Annotated in this window: 15 protein-coding genes and 1 tRNA gene; 3 read left to right on the plus strand and 13 right to left on the minus strand. The window is 48.0% G+C overall.

Annotation, left to right across the window (positions count from 1 at the left end; translation table 11 throughout):
• Nucleotides 1-167 precede the first annotated feature (167 nt).
• The 10 genes from I2I11_RS17850 to I2I11_RS17895 all read right to left on the minus strand — a co-directional run bounded on the left by I2I11_RS17850 (nucleotide 168) and on the right by I2I11_RS17895 (nucleotide 8652).
• Complete coding sequence (locus tag I2I11_RS17850) at nucleotides 168-680, minus strand: DUF2480 family protein (protein WP_196269111.1); 513 nt, start codon at nucleotides 678-680, stop codon at nucleotides 168-170.
• 3 nt (nucleotides 681-683) lie between these two features.
• A complete protein-coding gene (gene tsaB, locus I2I11_RS17855; protein WP_196269112.1) occupies nucleotides 684-1385 on the minus strand; it encodes a tRNA (adenosine(37)-N6)-threonylcarbamoyltransferase complex dimerization subunit type 1 TsaB in 702 nt (233 codons plus the stop codon).
• A 282-nt stretch (nucleotides 1386-1667) separates the two neighbouring features.
• Entirely contained in the window at nucleotides 1668-3317 is a 1650-nt protein-coding gene (locus I2I11_RS17860; protein ID WP_196269113.1) for a S41 family peptidase, read from the minus strand.
• Nucleotides 3318-3347: 30 nt separating this feature from the next.
• The gene (rnpA, locus tag I2I11_RS17865) at nucleotides 3348-3752 is read right to left on the minus strand and encodes a ribonuclease P protein component (protein WP_196269114.1); all 405 of its coding nucleotides are present in this window, start codon (nucleotides 3750-3752) and stop codon (nucleotides 3348-3350) included.
• A gap of 43 nt (nucleotides 3753-3795) precedes the next feature.
• Nucleotides 3796-3954 carry a 50S ribosomal protein L34 gene (rpmH, locus tag I2I11_RS17870; protein WP_162428478.1) on the minus strand — a complete coding sequence of 53 codons (159 nt, stop codon included), beginning with the start codon at nucleotides 3952-3954 and terminating at the stop codon, nucleotides 3796-3798.
• 311 nt (nucleotides 3955-4265) lie between these two features.
• Entirely contained in the window at nucleotides 4266-4469 is a 204-nt protein-coding gene (locus I2I11_RS17875) for a hypothetical protein (RefSeq protein WP_196269258.1), read from the minus strand.
• Nucleotides 4470-4676: 207 nt separating this feature from the next.
• A complete protein-coding gene (locus tag I2I11_RS17880) occupies nucleotides 4677-5600 on the minus strand; it encodes a PfkB family carbohydrate kinase (protein ID WP_196269115.1) in 924 nt (307 codons plus the stop codon).
• A gap of 206 nt (nucleotides 5601-5806) precedes the next feature.
• Nucleotides 5807-5882: transfer RNA gene (locus tag I2I11_RS17885), tRNA-His, on the minus strand.
• A 72-nt stretch (nucleotides 5883-5954) separates the two neighbouring features.
• Nucleotides 5955-7289 carry a dihydroorotase gene (locus I2I11_RS17890; protein ID WP_196269116.1) on the minus strand — a complete coding sequence of 445 codons (1335 nt, stop codon included), beginning with the start codon at nucleotides 7287-7289 and terminating at the stop codon, nucleotides 5955-5957.
• A gap of 127 nt (nucleotides 7290-7416) precedes the next feature.
• Complete coding sequence (locus I2I11_RS17895) at nucleotides 7417-8652, minus strand: serpin family protein (RefSeq protein WP_196269117.1); 1236 nt, start codon at nucleotides 8650-8652, stop codon at nucleotides 7417-7419.
• A 182-nt stretch (nucleotides 8653-8834) separates the two neighbouring features.
• Between I2I11_RS17895 and I2I11_RS17900 the strand changes: the two genes are divergently transcribed.
• Nucleotides 8835-9053, plus strand: coding sequence for a hypothetical protein (locus I2I11_RS17900; protein ID WP_196269118.1), 219 nt, complete (start codon nucleotides 8835-8837; stop codon nucleotides 9051-9053).
• Between the two features lie 55 nt (nucleotides 9054-9108).
• On the opposite strand, the gene I2I11_RS17905 is transcribed toward I2I11_RS17900, so the two are convergent.
• A complete protein-coding gene (locus I2I11_RS17905) occupies nucleotides 9109-9735 on the minus strand; it encodes a hypothetical protein (RefSeq protein WP_196269119.1) in 627 nt (208 codons plus the stop codon).
• 119 nt (nucleotides 9736-9854) lie between these two features.
• Between I2I11_RS17905 and I2I11_RS17910 the strand changes: the two genes are divergently transcribed.
• The gene (locus tag I2I11_RS17910) at nucleotides 9855-11204 is read left to right on the plus strand and encodes a DEAD/DEAH box helicase (RefSeq protein ID WP_196269120.1); all 1350 of its coding nucleotides are present in this window, start codon (nucleotides 9855-9857) and stop codon (nucleotides 11202-11204) included.
• A gap of 89 nt (nucleotides 11205-11293) precedes the next feature.
• On the opposite strand, the gene I2I11_RS17915 is transcribed toward I2I11_RS17910, so the two are convergent.
• Both I2I11_RS17915 and upp read right to left on the minus strand, forming a co-directional pair.
• Nucleotides 11294-11701 (minus strand): hypothetical protein, encoded by a 408-nt coding sequence (locus tag I2I11_RS17915; protein ID WP_196269121.1) that lies wholly within the window; start codon nucleotides 11699-11701, stop codon nucleotides 11294-11296.
• Between the two features lie 217 nt (nucleotides 11702-11918).
• Nucleotides 11919-12575, minus strand: coding sequence for a uracil phosphoribosyltransferase (upp, locus tag I2I11_RS17920; RefSeq protein WP_196269122.1), 657 nt, complete (start codon nucleotides 12573-12575; stop codon nucleotides 11919-11921).
• 207 nt (nucleotides 12576-12782) lie between these two features.
• Here upp and I2I11_RS17925 point away from each other — a divergent pair, with 207 nt between their 5' ends.
• The gene (locus I2I11_RS17925) at nucleotides 12783-14453 is read left to right on the plus strand and encodes a hypothetical protein (RefSeq protein ID WP_196269123.1); all 1671 of its coding nucleotides are present in this window, start codon (nucleotides 12783-12785) and stop codon (nucleotides 14451-14453) included.
• Nucleotides 14454-14578 lie beyond the last annotated feature (125 nt).

Consider the following 14578-nt stretch of genomic DNA (forward strand, 5'->3'; position numbering starts at 1 on the left):
TATACATCCCCGCACAATCAGACACCAACCTGGCCAAGCCCCCGCATGCTCTTCGAAATAAACTATCCCAAAAGACCATTCGTTCCTGTGGCTACAGGAACGAATGGTAACTTCTGACAGTTTTGGCTTTCACATCTGTGCAGCATTTTCCAAAATGCCTGCCAGCTTTACACATTCTTCGGCCGCTTATACAACGGAACAGTGCTACATGGCTCGCCATACATCAGGCTGGAAGCAACAGGCAGCAGTTTCCGCATGATTTCTACATAGGCATAGGTGGGCACGGGTATGCTGCCGCAGCCTTTTACTACAATCTTTGCATCGCGATATTCTTCCGGATCTATTTTAGCAATAGCTTCCTGCAGCAAAGCTTGCTCCAATACCTCCAAATCGCCAAACACATAATAGTTTGCGTGTCCCTGCAGCTTCGTTGCCAGCAACATATAAGCCCAGGTCGGCACAATGGCATCGGCAGAACAAATAATAGCTATGTTTTTACCATCATAAGCAGACCAGTCGTGCTCTTTAACAAAAGCTCTGAAATCTTTCTCCCTCAAAATTAACCCATGAAAGAGATTCTCCTTGATATCGTATACTACCCGTTCGCCCGGATGAAGCAATTCCTCCAGGTTTATAGTTGTGAGGGCGCTTTGCGCCACCCTGTTAATTAGCTCTTCCATAATTTATACTTTGTCTGGCGCCTTACGGGCACCTGTTATATAAACATCCTTCAAATAAAAGGGTTCATAATATGCCACATCTTCAAACTGCTTTTGCGCATACTTGTTTAGTGCCAGCTGCCCGATTGTTTTAGCCGACGGAAGTATACTATCGATGAAAAGTGCATTGCTGTTCCCGCTTACCAACTCCTTAAATTTACCGGCCCCGCTCCCAAAAAAGATGATGCCCTGCTGCGCCAGTCTCTCCTGCAGGATATCCGATTCAAGTATAAGGGGCGCAACAGGTTCTACTTCCTCCAGTTGATGGTTGAGCAGGCAAGTATAAACTTCCATGCGGCGGGCATCCAGCATCGGGCAAAACAGATACTGCTCGGGGTTTGGCGTGGCTGCTATTACCTGTGCGGTCAAACCATGTAATGTAGAAACTTCAAGCAAAGGGATATCGAGCGAAAAGCAAAGTCCTTTCGCCGTGGAGCTGCCAATACGCAAACCTGTATACGAACCCGGCCCGCCTGATACTGCTACAGCACTCAAGTCTTCAAGTGCTAAGCCGCAGTTTTCAACGAGCTGCGCTATCATAACGGTGATGTGCGACGAGTGCGACTTTTCTATCTGTAGTTCTGAGGCCCCGAGCAACTGGTTGTCTTTATACAAGGCAACAGAGCAAACCGTAGATGATGTCTCGATAGCTAAAAGTACCGCCATACTTGTGTTGATGTGTAAAATGAACTGCAAAGGTAGCGCAAGCCAGACAAGCAGGCAAATCGGCCTTGATGGTAAAACAGACGGAGGCAGCACTTAAGTCAGCACCGCCTCCGCCTATTTTATACTTATACTATATACTTGTTGCTTGAGTGAGGGGGAAGTTACGTTGTACTATAACACAAAACGCCACCGCCATCCAACCACCCCTAATCTCTCCTTTTCTAAGGAGGGGATTTTACCATATACTTAAATCCGTTCCTCGTGCTTGCTTACACTTTATACTTAATGTACTTTCAGGTATGAGGCGTAGCGCTGCGGATCGTTGAGCACCTGTATGGCGGCCAGAATGTCCGGGTCATCGTCGAAAGTAGCTTCGATGTAGCCTTTCTGTAAATAATAGCGCGAAGCTATTTCTGCTTCCAGCACTTCTTTTATCTCCGGCTTAAAGCGCGTCAGGTCGTTGGCCTTGTTGTGCGATACTTTTTGCTTGATGGTCTCAATTTCCTGCTTGATGTCGTCGTAGTGTTTGCCATCCTTCGCCTTCTCCGCCAAATCTTCCAACTCGCGTTCTATACCTGTAGTATACGACAGATCTTTGCCGCCCAGGTAAGCTATAAATTTCTGGTACTCCTCATCAGAAAGCTCAAACTTACTGGCGGGCGGGATGTTGGCATGCTCCAGTTTATACTTATTAGCATAATCAAATAAATACCCTTTGTTGGCAATAGTACGGGTAATTTCAGAATATACCGGATCTTTCACTTCCACGTCAGGGCTCACGCCACCGCCATCGTATACTATGCGACCTGCAGCAGTTTTAAAGGCTACGCGCAGCGAATCGGCAATGGTGGGAGCGCTACCGTCCTCGTTGCGATGGGTATAATCGATAGCCTGGATGCAGCGGCCGCTCGGGATGTAATATTTGGCTGTGGTTACTTTCAGTTGTGAGTTGTAAGACAGTGGGCGCGTGGCCTGCACCAATCCTTTGCCGAAAGTGCGTTCGCCCACCAGCACAGCGCGGTCATAATCCTGCATTACGCCGGCTACAATTTCGGAGGCCGAGGCGCTGTGCGAACTGGTGAGTATCACCAGTGGTATGTTTTTGTCTAAAGGCTCGTCCAGGGCAGTATAGGTTTTATTCCACTCTTTTACCTTGCCTTTGGTGCTCACAATGTCTTTGCCTTTGTCTATAAATATGTTGGAGATGTTCACGGCTTCGTGCAGCAAGCCGCCGGGGTTGCCGCGCAAATCAAACACAATCTTCTTTGCTCCCTGCTCCTTCAGCTTCTGCACTGCCAGCTTCACTTCTTTAGAGGCATCCACCGTAAAGCCGGAAAGCTGGAAATAGCCAATCTCCTCATTGAGCATGCCATAATAGGGCACATTGTCTACGGTAATGTTGGAGCGCTTCAGCTCAATCGTCTTCGGTTTGGTTTGCCCGTAGCTGCGCACCTCCAGCTTAACCGGAGAGTTTGCCTGCCCTTTCAGCAAAGTACTTACTTCTTCGGTGCTTTTATTGGTTACGGTTATGCCGTTTATTTTTAGGATTTCATCACCAATAGCAAGGCCGGCTTCGTAAGCGGGAGAGTCTTCGTACGGCATCTGCACCACAATTTTGCCGTCGCGGTTGCCAATAATGGCGCCAATGCCGCCGTACTGCCCGGTCGTCATAGTGCGGAAATCCTCAATATCGTCTTCGGGAATGTAATTGGTATAAGGGTCCAGTGACCGGAGCATGGCGTCGATGCCGGTGCGCATCAGCTGCGCCGGTGAAACGTCGTCTACATAAAAAGTATTTACCTCTTTAAAGAGCGTCGCAAAAACATCCAGGTTTTTGGCGATTTCGAAATAACGTTCGGAATCCGTTTTAAAAGAGAAAAGGCTCAGGGCAAGGCACCCTGCCAGCACAGCGGCGATAGACTTCTTGTACATATATTTCAGGTTTGAGGACGCGGGGAAAGACTATTTAGTCTGACAACGTTCTAAACCTGAAATTAGTTTTTTTTGAATTGTGGCAAAGGATTTTTTTTCTTTGCCAATGTAAAGGATGCCCAGCAGGCGGGGTGCCTGTGCCGGATTTTGTGTAAGAAGATGCTTGTTGAGGCGGTAAGCCTCACGCATTTGCCGCTTGAGGCGGTTGCGATCAGTGGCGCGCTTAAAGTAACGCTTGGATACAGAGATAAGCACCTGCGTTTTATCAGGCGGCATATCCTGCGGCGTAAGGTATACGAACCGCAGCGGATACAAATTAAAAGAAGAACCCTTGCTGAAGAGCAGCGCAATGTGGCGCCTGCTGCACAAGTGTTCTTCTTTCGGAAAAGTATAGGAAGCCGGTTGCGCTGCTTTATACCCGTTAGCTGGCTCCATTTGCATGAGCGGCTACAGCAAGCAAAGCGCATCCCGCAAGGGATTACGCCTTGTGTTTTCTTTCGTCAGAAACGGTTAGTCTCTTTCTGCCTTTGGCTCTTCTGCTGGCCAATACTCTTCTGCCGTTAGCGGTCTCCATTCTTGATCTGAAACCGTGCTTGTTTCTTCTTTTTCTCTGAGAAGGCTGGAATGTTCTTTTCATCGTCTGCCAATGGTTTTATTATGGCCTGCAAAATTAGTAAAGCTTTGTAAAATAACAAAGGCATCCCGGATTATATTTCCGGAAAGATAATTTAAAAGCCCCGGGTAAGTATAAATCTTTGGCTATTACTATACTAAGGTAGATCTAAACCTTTGATTTTGTGCGGCTACGTGCTTTCGGGATGCAGGTGTGAACATATTATACTACGTAGAAACCACCTGTGGCATGGGAATAAGCACAAAAAAAGAGGAAGACCACCAGGGCCTTCCTCTTTTCGTTATTTTCATAGTTTGTATTTTGCTCTGTAACCTTTACTTTTTATCGTAAGGCATGTTGTTACCGCCTTTTGCTAAATTGCGGTTTGGGTTTTGCACTTTTGAGTCGTCTTGCTGCAGCGTCTTTTTAGCAGGGTCCAAATGCATTCCCTGCTGGCTTTGGTTCTTCATGTCAGATGAAATACGCTCTTCCGACTGCTGCTGTAATCTCTCTTTATTGTTATTTTTATTATCGTTCATAGTTCAGTTCCCTCTTCAGTATATACTTACTTTTACCCCTGCCGCCGGAATTTTGTTGTCTATATTTGAGATTAAACTTTGCCGCATGCTCTGATTTTAGTACAAAAGCGCTGTTGCCATAACGGTAGTACCTTCAGCAGCAGGAGCTAAAACGAAAAAGGAAAGCGTATGCTTTCCTTTTTTACATGCAGTAATTTATAGTGCTGTTTATTGCAGTATCGTGTCAAAGGCTACCAGTTCTACAAACTTCTGCACGCGGCTGTCAATATCTTGCTGCGTCAGGTTTTTGAGGCGCTCGGTGCCAAATTTCTCTACGCAAAACGAAGCCATGGCCGATCCGTAAATGACAGCCCGCTTCATATTTTCAAAGCTGGTGTCGCCGGTGCTGGCCAGATAACCGATAAAACCTCCGGCAAACGTGTCGCCGGCGCCGGTTGGGTCAAACACTTCTTCCAAGGGCAATGCAGGCGCGAAAAACACGTTTTCCCCGTGGAACAGCAGCGCACCGTGTTCGCCTTTCTTAATGATCAGGAATCTGGGGCCCATCGCTACAATCTTTTTGGCTGCTTTTACCAGCGAGTATTCGCCGCTCAGCTGGCGCGCCTCCTCGTCGTTGATAGAGAGCACATCCACCAGGGCCATGGTTTCTTTCAGATCATCCAGGGCAATATCCATCCAGAAATTCATGGTATCCATTACCACCAACTTCGGGCGTTCGTGCAGGCGTTCAATTACGGTTTTCTGTACTTGCGGCGCCAGGTTGCCCAGCATCAGGAACTCGCAGCCCTGGTAGCTCTGCGGAATAACAGGATCGAAATCACCAAGCACGTTCAGTTCCGTTACCAGCGTTTCGCGGCTGTTCATGTCGTTAAAATAGCGGCCCGACCAGAAGAAGGATTTCTCATTCTCCTTTACCTGCACGCCTTCGGTGCTGATGTGGCGCTCATGCATCAGTTGGATATGATCCTGGTCGAAATCACCGCCTACCACAGATACCACGTTTACCGGCTGCACGAAGTACGAAGCGGCCAATGAAATATACGAGGCCGCACCACCCACAATTTTATCTGTTTTTCCGAAGGGCGTCTCCAGCGCATCAAACGCCATCGAACCGACTACTGTTAAGCTCATATTTTTTAATTTTGAATGAGTGAGTTTTGAATGAGTGAATAAGTTAAAGTACGTCAGGTATAAACACCCTTTTCTGCTAATTTTTATTTCCCTCCCCGGAGGGGCCAGGGTGAGTTCACCTCCGCTATACTTACTGAAGCACCTTATACTTCACTTGATATAAAGATAAAACAAAAAAGCCCTTGAAGGTTTGCTTCAAGGGCTTCGGGTGGAAGATGGGGCTCGAACCCACGACCCCCAGAATCACAATCTGGTGCTCTAACCGACTGAGCTACAACCACCGTGTTTTGAGATTGCAAAGATACACACGAAATCACATGATGCAATATTCTCTGCGCATTTTTACTAAAATATTTACCTGTCGAACAGCAGCCGATCGCCTTTTTCGCTCTCGTCAAAAACCCCGTTTGCAAAAGCCAGGTGCCCCGACACGAAAGTATACAGAATGCTGCTGCCAAAAGTATGGCCCTCCAGCGGCGACCAGTTGCATTTATAGTAGGTGTTCTCTTTGGTAACGGTATAGGGCTTATTTAAATCTACCAGCACCAGGTCGGCCCAGTAGCCTTCGCGGATATAGCCGCGCCCGCGCACATTGAAAAGTATGGCTGGCGCGTGGCTCATTTTTTCTACCATTTTCTCCAGCGTCAGCTTGCCTTGCTTTACAAACTCCAGCATCATTTGCAGCGAATGCTGTACCAGCGGCACTCCCGACGGTGCTTTTTTATACTTGTGCTGCTTCTCGTCCCAGGTATGCGGCGCGTGGTCGGTGGCGATTACGTCCAGTTTGTCTTCCAATAAGCCTTGCAGCAACGCCTCTTTGTGGCGATGCTCTTTTATAGCCGGGTTGCACTTTATCAGCGTACCATACTTGTCGTAATCTTCCTTATCGAACCAGAGATGATGCACGCATACTTCGGCGGTGATGCGCTTTTGCGCCAGCGGAATGTCGTTGCGGAACAGCTTGAGTTCTTCTTCGGTAGAAATGTGTAAAATGTGCAGGCGCGTGTTGTGCTTTTCAGCCAGCTTAACGGCCAGAAAGGAGGATTTAAAACAAGCTACTTCGCTGCGGATTTCCGGGTGGCATTTAATAGGAATGTCATCGCCATACTTCTCCTCGTAAATGGCCATGTTATCGCGGATGGTTTGCTCGTCTTCGCAATGCACCGCAATGGGTAGTTTGGCTTTGGAGAAAATCTGCTCCAGCGTTTCAGCATTATCCACCAGCATGTTGCCCGTGGAGGAGCCCATAAAAATCTTGATACCGCACACGGTGTTCGGGTTGGTGAGCAGCACTTCGGCTAAGTTATCGTTGGTGGCGCCCATGTAAAAGGAGTAGTTCGCCAGCGAAGATTCGGCAGCAATTTTATACTTGTCCTCTAGTAGTTCCTGCGTTACCGCATTGGGCACCGTGTTAGGCATCTCCATAAAAGATGTAGTGCCGCCCGCAACAGCTGCTCTCGCCTCAGTTTCGATGGTAGCCTTCTGCGTGAGGCCCGGCTCCCGGAAATGCACCTGGTCGTCAATCACACCGGGCAGCAGGTATAAACCGGTAGCATCTATAATTTCGTCAGCTTCAGCACTTAGGTTTTGGCCGATTTGCGCAATGCGCCCGTCTTTGATAAGCACATCGGCTGTGCGTATACTTCCTTCGTTTACGAGCTGCGCGTTTTTGATAAAGGTTGATTTCATAGAGTTAGGATACGTGCTCAACAAAGTTAGCACATTATCTTAATCCTGCATTTCTCATCAAAATAGTTACTGGCTGATATCGATATTGCCTACTAAACTTCTTTATATAGTGCAGCATTTATACCTGTTATGGCTGCATCAGCTTGCCTATAAAGAGTATGGTGTTGGAAGATTTCTCCCGGATCAGGAAAACAAAGGGCCTGTTTACTTTTAACGCCGGCGGCCCGACTGATGTAGTAGTAAATCCGACAGACGTTACAGCGGCCGCCTCTGTGCCCTCCTCATTCACCTCCAGAAAGGTTTTGTGCATTACTTCTGATATCTGTAATGGCCGGTCTCCCACCACCATTTGGCTGAAATCTGCATCGTCGCCAAAAGCAATGCCCATACCTAAAGCCGATAATGTTTCGTTCAGCTCCGTTTTATACTCCAGCTTGAATTTGGGTATGTGCAGTTCCACTCCCGATGTATCTGCCGCGGCCAACCAGGTGGATACGCTTTCATCGTTTAGTTCCTGTACCACATCATCTACAGTATGTTGCCCGGTAGGCACCAGCAAGGTCATACTGAACTGGCCGTTGCCATAAGGCAAATCAATCAGCTTTTTGCTGTCATCCTGATAGTATAAATACCTGGCTTTTTTTGTGGTCATAAAGTCATGCGATACGGTGCTGCCATCTTCCTTGTAAAAAGGCGCCGGCTTTGTCAGCTCTTTGTCGAACAGGTAGGTCCAGGTACCTTTAAAGTAAATGGCGTTTATGAGGAAGAGTACATCATCGGCACTGGTGCTCTCAATTATACCTGTAATCTTACCGTTGGTCTTCTCCTTCACCCAGCTGTTCATCTGGTCTTTGGCCGTGGGAGAAGTAAAATCCAGCCCCTGCACAGTCGCATCGAAGTAGGTCTGGTTTAGTTTAACGAAGGGTGCTTGTAGCTGGTAATCCCTGTTATGCCACAGCGAGTTGGCATAGGTAAAAGTCACTTTCCTGTCCATGCCGGTCAGCAACCCGGCCAGCGACTTATACGATTGATTTATTTCTTCGTCCGTGGGCAGTTTAAAACCCAAGGTTTGGCGCATGGCTTCTTTCGTAGAACTTCCGGCACCATTGTAGGCCATGGTGAGCGCCATGCTAATGCTCAGCGGAGAAATGAACACATTCTTCGCTCCTTCTGCCTCGCTCAGCTGCGCAAAAGACCGGAAGGCAAAATTATTGGAGCTCTGGACCGTCGCTGCTTCCTGTGTAGTCAGCGGACGCAGGTTTGGGGGATTATCAGGCGAAGCAGCATCAGGCTCGCAGCCGGAAAGCACCATAAGCGCAGCAATAACTGCTGCAACAGCTGATTTGATGTAATTCTTTTGCATGATGTACAGTTTAGATAGCGTACCAGAAACCGGCGACAGGTGTTTTTCGCCTTTTATACTTTGTAACACCATGACCCCTAAACGGTTGAAAGGGTTGCATAAGGTATAGAGATCCTTAAAGAACAGAAATCTATTACTTTACCATACTCGTTAAATTTAAAAATCAGTTATCTTTATAGAGTATGAAAATAAACATCGACTACCTGAACGATCAGAATGGTAATCCGAAAGCCGTACAATTATCGATTGCTGAATGGCAGCGACTTCAAAAGAAACTATTATACTATGAGCAGAAACTGAAAATCAGAAGCGATCTGGCAGAAGCCTTTGATGATGTTGCCCATATGCAGCAGGGGAAAAAACCGAAGCAAAGCCTTACCGAGTTTCTGAATGAATTATAATGTTATTCTTACTGATAAATTTAAGAAATAGGCAAAGCGACTGCTAAAGAAATATTTAGTCTTCACTGTAGCCCTGCTTCAATTCTTTCTCAATAAGTTTTACCCATTCAGCTTGTGCTTCCAACCATAGGTACTTCTTCCACTCTTCTGCATACTCTCCTTCTTTTTGATAATCTTTAATGTAAAACTCATATACAGAATGGCCTAACTTCATAACTACACCTTGATATGAATAGTGGCTTATACTTGGCGGTAGCGAAATGACTTTGGCACCATCGTTCTTAACTTCTGTAGTACCTACTTTCGTTTTCTGCAACTTGGTTTTGTGTACTTCATAAAAAGAAAATATACCTGGGAGTTTGTTCAGCTTAGCTACAGTTTCATTACAGCAACTTATCTCCTTCAAGTAACTTTGTCCCTTCTCTTTCCACAAAATTTTGGCGTTTAAGCTTTCATCTTCACAAGCACATGGTGGTTCGTACCCTTTTTCATGAAGAATATAACAGCCTGTACAACCTGTAGTATAAATTAAGAAAGTGTCAGCCTTACTTTCCATCAGTTCTTGTCTGGCAATTTCAATCTTTTCATTCACATCATACTTTTCACCCTGCCCCTTAGCTGATTTTAGAGCTATCATAGAAAAAGCAGCTGCAAGCAGTATTTTATAGTATAGTTTGAGCATAAAGTTTGTTTTCTGCTATCTAAATATACAACTATAATCGCTCCAATCTATCCATCTCACCTCCCTACCATAAAAAGCCGTACTTTTGTTTATCACTACAAAGTATAAATTTAAATACCATGGCAGCGGAAGCAGAAAAGGAAGTTAATACGTTCGAAGATTTTAAGCTGAACAAGCAGCTGCTGAACGCCATTACCGAGGCCGGTTACGAAAAACCAACACCTATACAACTACAGGCCATTCCACTGATAATGGCAGGGCATGATATACTGGGTATCGCCCAAACAGGCACAGGCAAAACAGCTGCCTTTCTGCTGCCGTTGCTCATGAAAGTGAAATATGCGCAGGGCCAGCACCCGCGCGCGCTCATCATTGCGCCTACCCGCGAGCTGGTGATGCAGATTGAGGAGAACATCACGCTGCTGGCGAAGTATACCGGCCTGCGCCACACAGCCATCTACGGCGGCCTGGGACCCAAAACGCAAATCGAAACGATAAACCAGGGCATTGACATACTGGTGGCTACGCCCAAACGCCTGATGGAACTCTACCTGAAAGGCGACCTGATCCTGAAAGAACTGAAGACGCTCATACTTGACGAGGCCGACAAGATGATGGACATGGGCTTTATGCCGCAAATCCGGCAGTTACTGGAGGTCATTCCGCGCAAGCGCCAAAATCTTTTATTCTCCGCCACTATGCCTGATAAGGTGGTGCAATTATCGGAGGAATTCCTGGAGTTTCCGGTGCGGGTGGAGGTAACACCACAGGCCACGCCGGTAGAAACCGTAAGTCAGGTACTGTACCAGGTACCCAACCTGCGCACCAAAATTGAGCTGCTGGAATACCTGATCCAGGATACGGAGGCGTTGAACCGCGTTATTATCTTTACCAGGAGCAAGAAAAATGCAGAGAGCGTGTCTAAGTTTCTGGAGCACCGCAACTATGGCGAAGTGCGGGCCATACACGGCAACAAAGGCCAGAACACGCGCATCAACTCAATGGAGGCATTTAAAGGCGGCGAAGTGCGTTTTTTAGTGGCAACGGATGTGGCAGCCCGCGGCATCGACGTAAGCATGGTGAGCCACGTTATTAATTTTGATGTGCCGCTGATTTATGAGGATTACGTGCACCGCATTGGCCGTACGGGTCGTGCTGAAAATGTGGGTGCTGCCATTACGTTTGCCAATGAGGTGGAAATGTACCATATTCATCAAATAGAAAAGCTTATCCGGATGCAGATACCTGTGCTGCCGCTTCCGGCAGCAGTAAAAGTATTTGAAACGCCCTTTGAGGAAGCGCAGGAAATGGCCCGCGAAACAGACTTTATCAAGCGGCGCGACAATCCGGATTTTAAAGGCGCCTTCCACGAGAAAAAAGCCATCCCGAAATCAAGAGATAAAAGAGGCAAAGGCAACCCGAAAAATGCCAGTTGGCAGAAAACGAAGAAGAAAGGCGGAAAAAAGTAAAGGAAAGGCTTATTGCCATCCCAACAGGATAATAAACAGCATCATATTATCTGATTGACTGGCCTAGAACTTTAAATTATCTCAGGCAGTTAGAACAGCCTCACCGCCGCTTTCTCGAATTCTGTTACCATAAAGGTAAGTGTGACGCTCCAGAAAAGCGAGCTCCAGAACATATGTATCAGGATGTGTTTGCGGGAGGTGCCAAACAGGGCCACCACTATAGTGCCCAGAATAGGCGTGAAGATAACGGGCGTCAGAAAAGCGATACCTCTTACGCCGAAACGCCTCCAGATTAGCACAATGCGGCGGTTTTGCTTGCAGAAAACCGGCTTGCGCTGCGCCCGCCGCCGTTTAGACATCCATTTAGAAAATGCCCGGCCCACTACAGAAAATATTAACACGCTGGTCATCATGCCTGCCATGGTCAGCAGCACGGTTTCTGTGTAAGACAAGCCTAGTGACACCCCTGTTAAAGGGCCACCAAAAAACTTGACCATACTTACCAAATACACCGAAAGGTACTTCAAAATCTCTACTGCCACAGCTTCAATGAAAGAATTGTACTCAAAACTACCAAAAAGCGCTAGATATACCTACACGCTCTAAAAATTTAATAAGTGTATAATTTTTTCAATAATCTATTTGAGTAAAGGGTAAGTTAATGTATTTCCTGCATGAAGAGGTATAACGGACTGGCAGGCATATAAGTTCAGGTTATATTTTAGGTCCGAAAGCCAAATCGCCGGCATCGCCCAGGCCCGGCACAATGTAGGCCCGTTCGTTCAGGCGCTCGTCCAGCGCACCCAGCCAAATCAGCGCTTCGGGTACTTGCTGCTGCACGTAGGCAATGCCCTCCGGCGAGGCAATAACTGCGGCAAAATGCACCTGTTTGGGCTTTCCGTGGCGCAGCATTCCTTCATACGCCTTCATTAGCGATCGCCCCGTCGCCAGCATCGGGTCAGCCAGAATCAGGATCTTGTCATGCAGGTCGGTCGAAGCCAGGTACTCCATGTTGATAACAAGTTCAGTATGCTCCTCTTCTACCCGGTAAGCGCCCACAAACGTGCTGTAGGCTTTATCAAAATAATTCAGCATTCCCTGGTACAGCGGCAGGCCCGCTCTAAGTATAGTTGCCAGCACCGGCTGCTCGGTCAGCAGCATTGTCTTTGTTTCGGCCAGCGGTGTGGTGATGGTTTGCTGCGTATAAGGCAATGTTTTAGAGATTTCGTAAGCCAGCAGTTCTCCCAGCCGCTCTAGGTTGCGGCGGAAACGCAGGCTGTCGCGCTGCACGCTTACATCGCGCAGCTCAGCTACAAAATGGTTGGCCAGTGAGGGCGTTTCGGTCAGGATGCGGAGGTTTGTTCGTTGCATGAGCAGTATCAGCGTATAGACACGGGCGAAAGATACGCAAGGCGTAATTGGCACACTACACTTTGCATAAAAATTAGTGCTTTATACAGCTCCGCTTTTGTCTGTGCTATTTACAGCATAAAGTCTTATATCTAACATCCTGATACTTGTGTCTCTTTTCGTACATTCGCATTTCTGATTTGCTTCGCTCCAACCCGAATACCTGATATGAAAGCTATACTTTGCGTGTCCGGCTTTTGCCTTGCCGCCGGATTCGCCGCCCGGGCGCAGGACGTGTACGTGCCGTATAACCCCGACATTTACCACCTGATAGACCGTTACCAGATAAAGTATGGCGACCAGGTGCCGCATTTACAAACGGCTGTGCGGCCGTACGGCAGGCTGGAGGTCGCAGATTTGGCAGAGGTAAGCGCCCGGAATGCACAGGGCGCGGCGGATGAATTTAACACCGCATACCTCCTCAACGACAACTGGAACTATACCACCGACGAAAGCAACCACAGCAGGCGGCCTATACTTAACCGCTTTTATGAGAACCAGTCGGATTTCTACCACATCGAAAAAGAAAACTTTACGCTACGCGTGAATCCCGTACTGGGACTGGAAGCGGGCCTCGACAACCAAACTGACGGCCTGCGCTACGTGAACACGCGCGGCGTGCAGCTGGAAGGCACCATTGATGATAAGTTTGGCTTTTATACTTTTATCGGCGAGAACCAGGCGCGCTTTCCGGGCTACGTGCAGGACCGCATTGCCCGCGACAATGTAGTGCCACACGAAGCGTTCTGGAAGCCATTTAAAGAAGATGGCTACGATTTCCTGACGGCACGCGGCTACGTGAACTATGCGCTGAGCAGGCACGTCGAGATTCAGCTCGGCCATGATCGCCATTTTATCGGCGACGGCTACCGTTCTCTCATCTATTCCGACTATGCACCGGCGGCTTTTTTCCTGAAGCTGAACACGCAAGTATGGCGGCTGCAATACATGAACCTGTTCCAGGAACTAACGGCTGAGTACCGCCGTCAGAATACCGATATCCTGTTCCCGAAAAAGTATATGGCGCTGCACCGCCTGGGCATAAACGTGACAAACAACCTGAATGTGGGCGTGTTCGAACAGGTGATATTTGCGCGCGGCAAAGGCCGTTTTGAACTGCAGTACCTCAACCCGGTTATCTTTTACAGAAGTATAGAGCAGGCCATGGGCAGCGAAGACAATGCCATGCTGGGCGCCGATTTCCGATGGAACATCCGCCACCGCGTGCAGTTGTATGGCCAGTTGCTACTGGACGAGTTTCTGCTGAATGAAGTAAAAACCGGCAGCGGCTGGTGGGGCAACAAGCAGGGAGGCCAGCTGGGCGCCAAGTATATCGATGCTTTCGGGCTAAGTAACCTTGATTTGCAGGGCGAGGTGAACATCATCCGGCCCTATACTTACCAGCATATCAATCAGTTTACCAATTACCAACATTATAACCAGCCGCTGGCGCACCCGGTTGGTGCGAACCTCTACGAGCTGATTGGCATTGTGCATTACCAGCCCCTGCCACGCCTGATGCTGACGGGTAAAGCCATTGCCACAGGCTACGGCCAGGATGTGGTATCCGCTGCCGACACGCTGAACTGGGGCAACAACGTGCTGCTCTCCTACCTGGATCGCGCGCAGGAATATGGCAACACTATTGGGCAGGGCATCAAAACAAACCAGATCCATATCGACCTGACAGCCACTTTCATGCTCAAACACAACGTTTTTATCGACCTGAAGCAAATCGTGCGCCGCACCAACGCGGAAGATAATTCACTGGACAGGAACACGGTTTATACTTCCGTGGCCTTCCGCTGGAACATCCCGCAACGGCTGCATGAGTTTTAACCTTACCTTAAACAGGAGCGGGGTTCCGCTTCCATTACTCAAAGGCCGAGTTTCATAGCGATAGCTTAACCTCCCTTCCACCAGGATCCTTGCAGGATGACAAAGAAGGGAAAAGAAGTATATAC

Source organism: Pontibacter rufus (genome assembly GCF_015694705.1).
GTDB lineage: Bacteria > Bacteroidota > Bacteroidia > Cytophagales > Hymenobacteraceae > Pontibacter > Pontibacter rufus.

Bases quoted from the DNA above. Each gene is read 5' to 3' on its own strand.
- I2I11_RS17900 (WP_196269118.1), top strand. From the start codon at position 8,835: ATGAAAATAAACATCGACTACCTGAACGATCAGAATGGTAATCCGAAA.
- rnpA (WP_196269114.1), bottom strand. From the start codon at position 3,752: ATGGAGCCAGCTAACGGGTATAAAGCAGCGCAACCGGCTTCCTATACT.
- upp (WP_196269122.1), bottom strand. From the start codon at position 12,575: ATGCAACGAACAAACCTCCGCATCCTGACCGAAACGCCCTCACTGGCC.
- I2I11_RS17860 (WP_196269113.1), bottom strand. From the start codon at position 3,317: ATGTACAAGAAGTCTATCGCCGCTGTGCTGGCAGGGTGCCTTGCCCTG.
- I2I11_RS17925 (WP_196269123.1), top strand. From the start codon at position 12,783: ATGAAAGCTATACTTTGCGTGTCCGGCTTTTGCCTTGCCGCCGGATTC.
- I2I11_RS17850 (WP_196269111.1), bottom strand. From the start codon at position 680: ATGGAAGAGCTAATTAACAGGGTGGCGCAAAGCGCCCTCACAACTATA.
- I2I11_RS17915 (WP_196269121.1), bottom strand. From the start codon at position 11,701: ATGGTCAAGTTTTTTGGTGGCCCTTTAACAGGGGTGTCACTAGGCTTG.
- I2I11_RS17875 (WP_196269258.1), bottom strand. From the start codon at position 4,469: ATGAACGATAATAAAAATAACAATAAAGAGAGATTACAGCAGCAGTCG.
- I2I11_RS17905 (WP_196269119.1), bottom strand. From the start codon at position 9,735: ATGCTCAAACTATACTATAAAATACTGCTTGCAGCTGCTTTTTCTATG.
- rpmH (WP_162428478.1), bottom strand. From the start codon at position 3,954: ATGAAAAGAACATTCCAGCCTTCTCAGAGAAAAAGAAGAAACAAGCAC.
- I2I11_RS17910 (WP_196269120.1), top strand. From the start codon at position 9,855: ATGGCAGCGGAAGCAGAAAAGGAAGTTAATACGTTCGAAGATTTTAAG.
- tsaB (WP_196269112.1), bottom strand. From the start codon at position 1,385: ATGGCGGTACTTTTAGCTATCGAGACATCATCTACGGTTTGCTCTGTT.
- I2I11_RS17895 (WP_196269117.1), bottom strand. From the start codon at position 8,652: ATGCAAAAGAATTACATCAAATCAGCTGTTGCAGCAGTTATTGCTGCG.
- I2I11_RS17880 (WP_196269115.1), bottom strand. From the start codon at position 5,600: ATGAGCTTAACAGTAGTCGGTTCGATGGCGTTTGATGCGCTGGAGACG.
- I2I11_RS17890 (WP_196269116.1), bottom strand. From the start codon at position 7,289: ATGAAATCAACCTTTATCAAAAACGCGCAGCTCGTAAACGAAGGAAGT.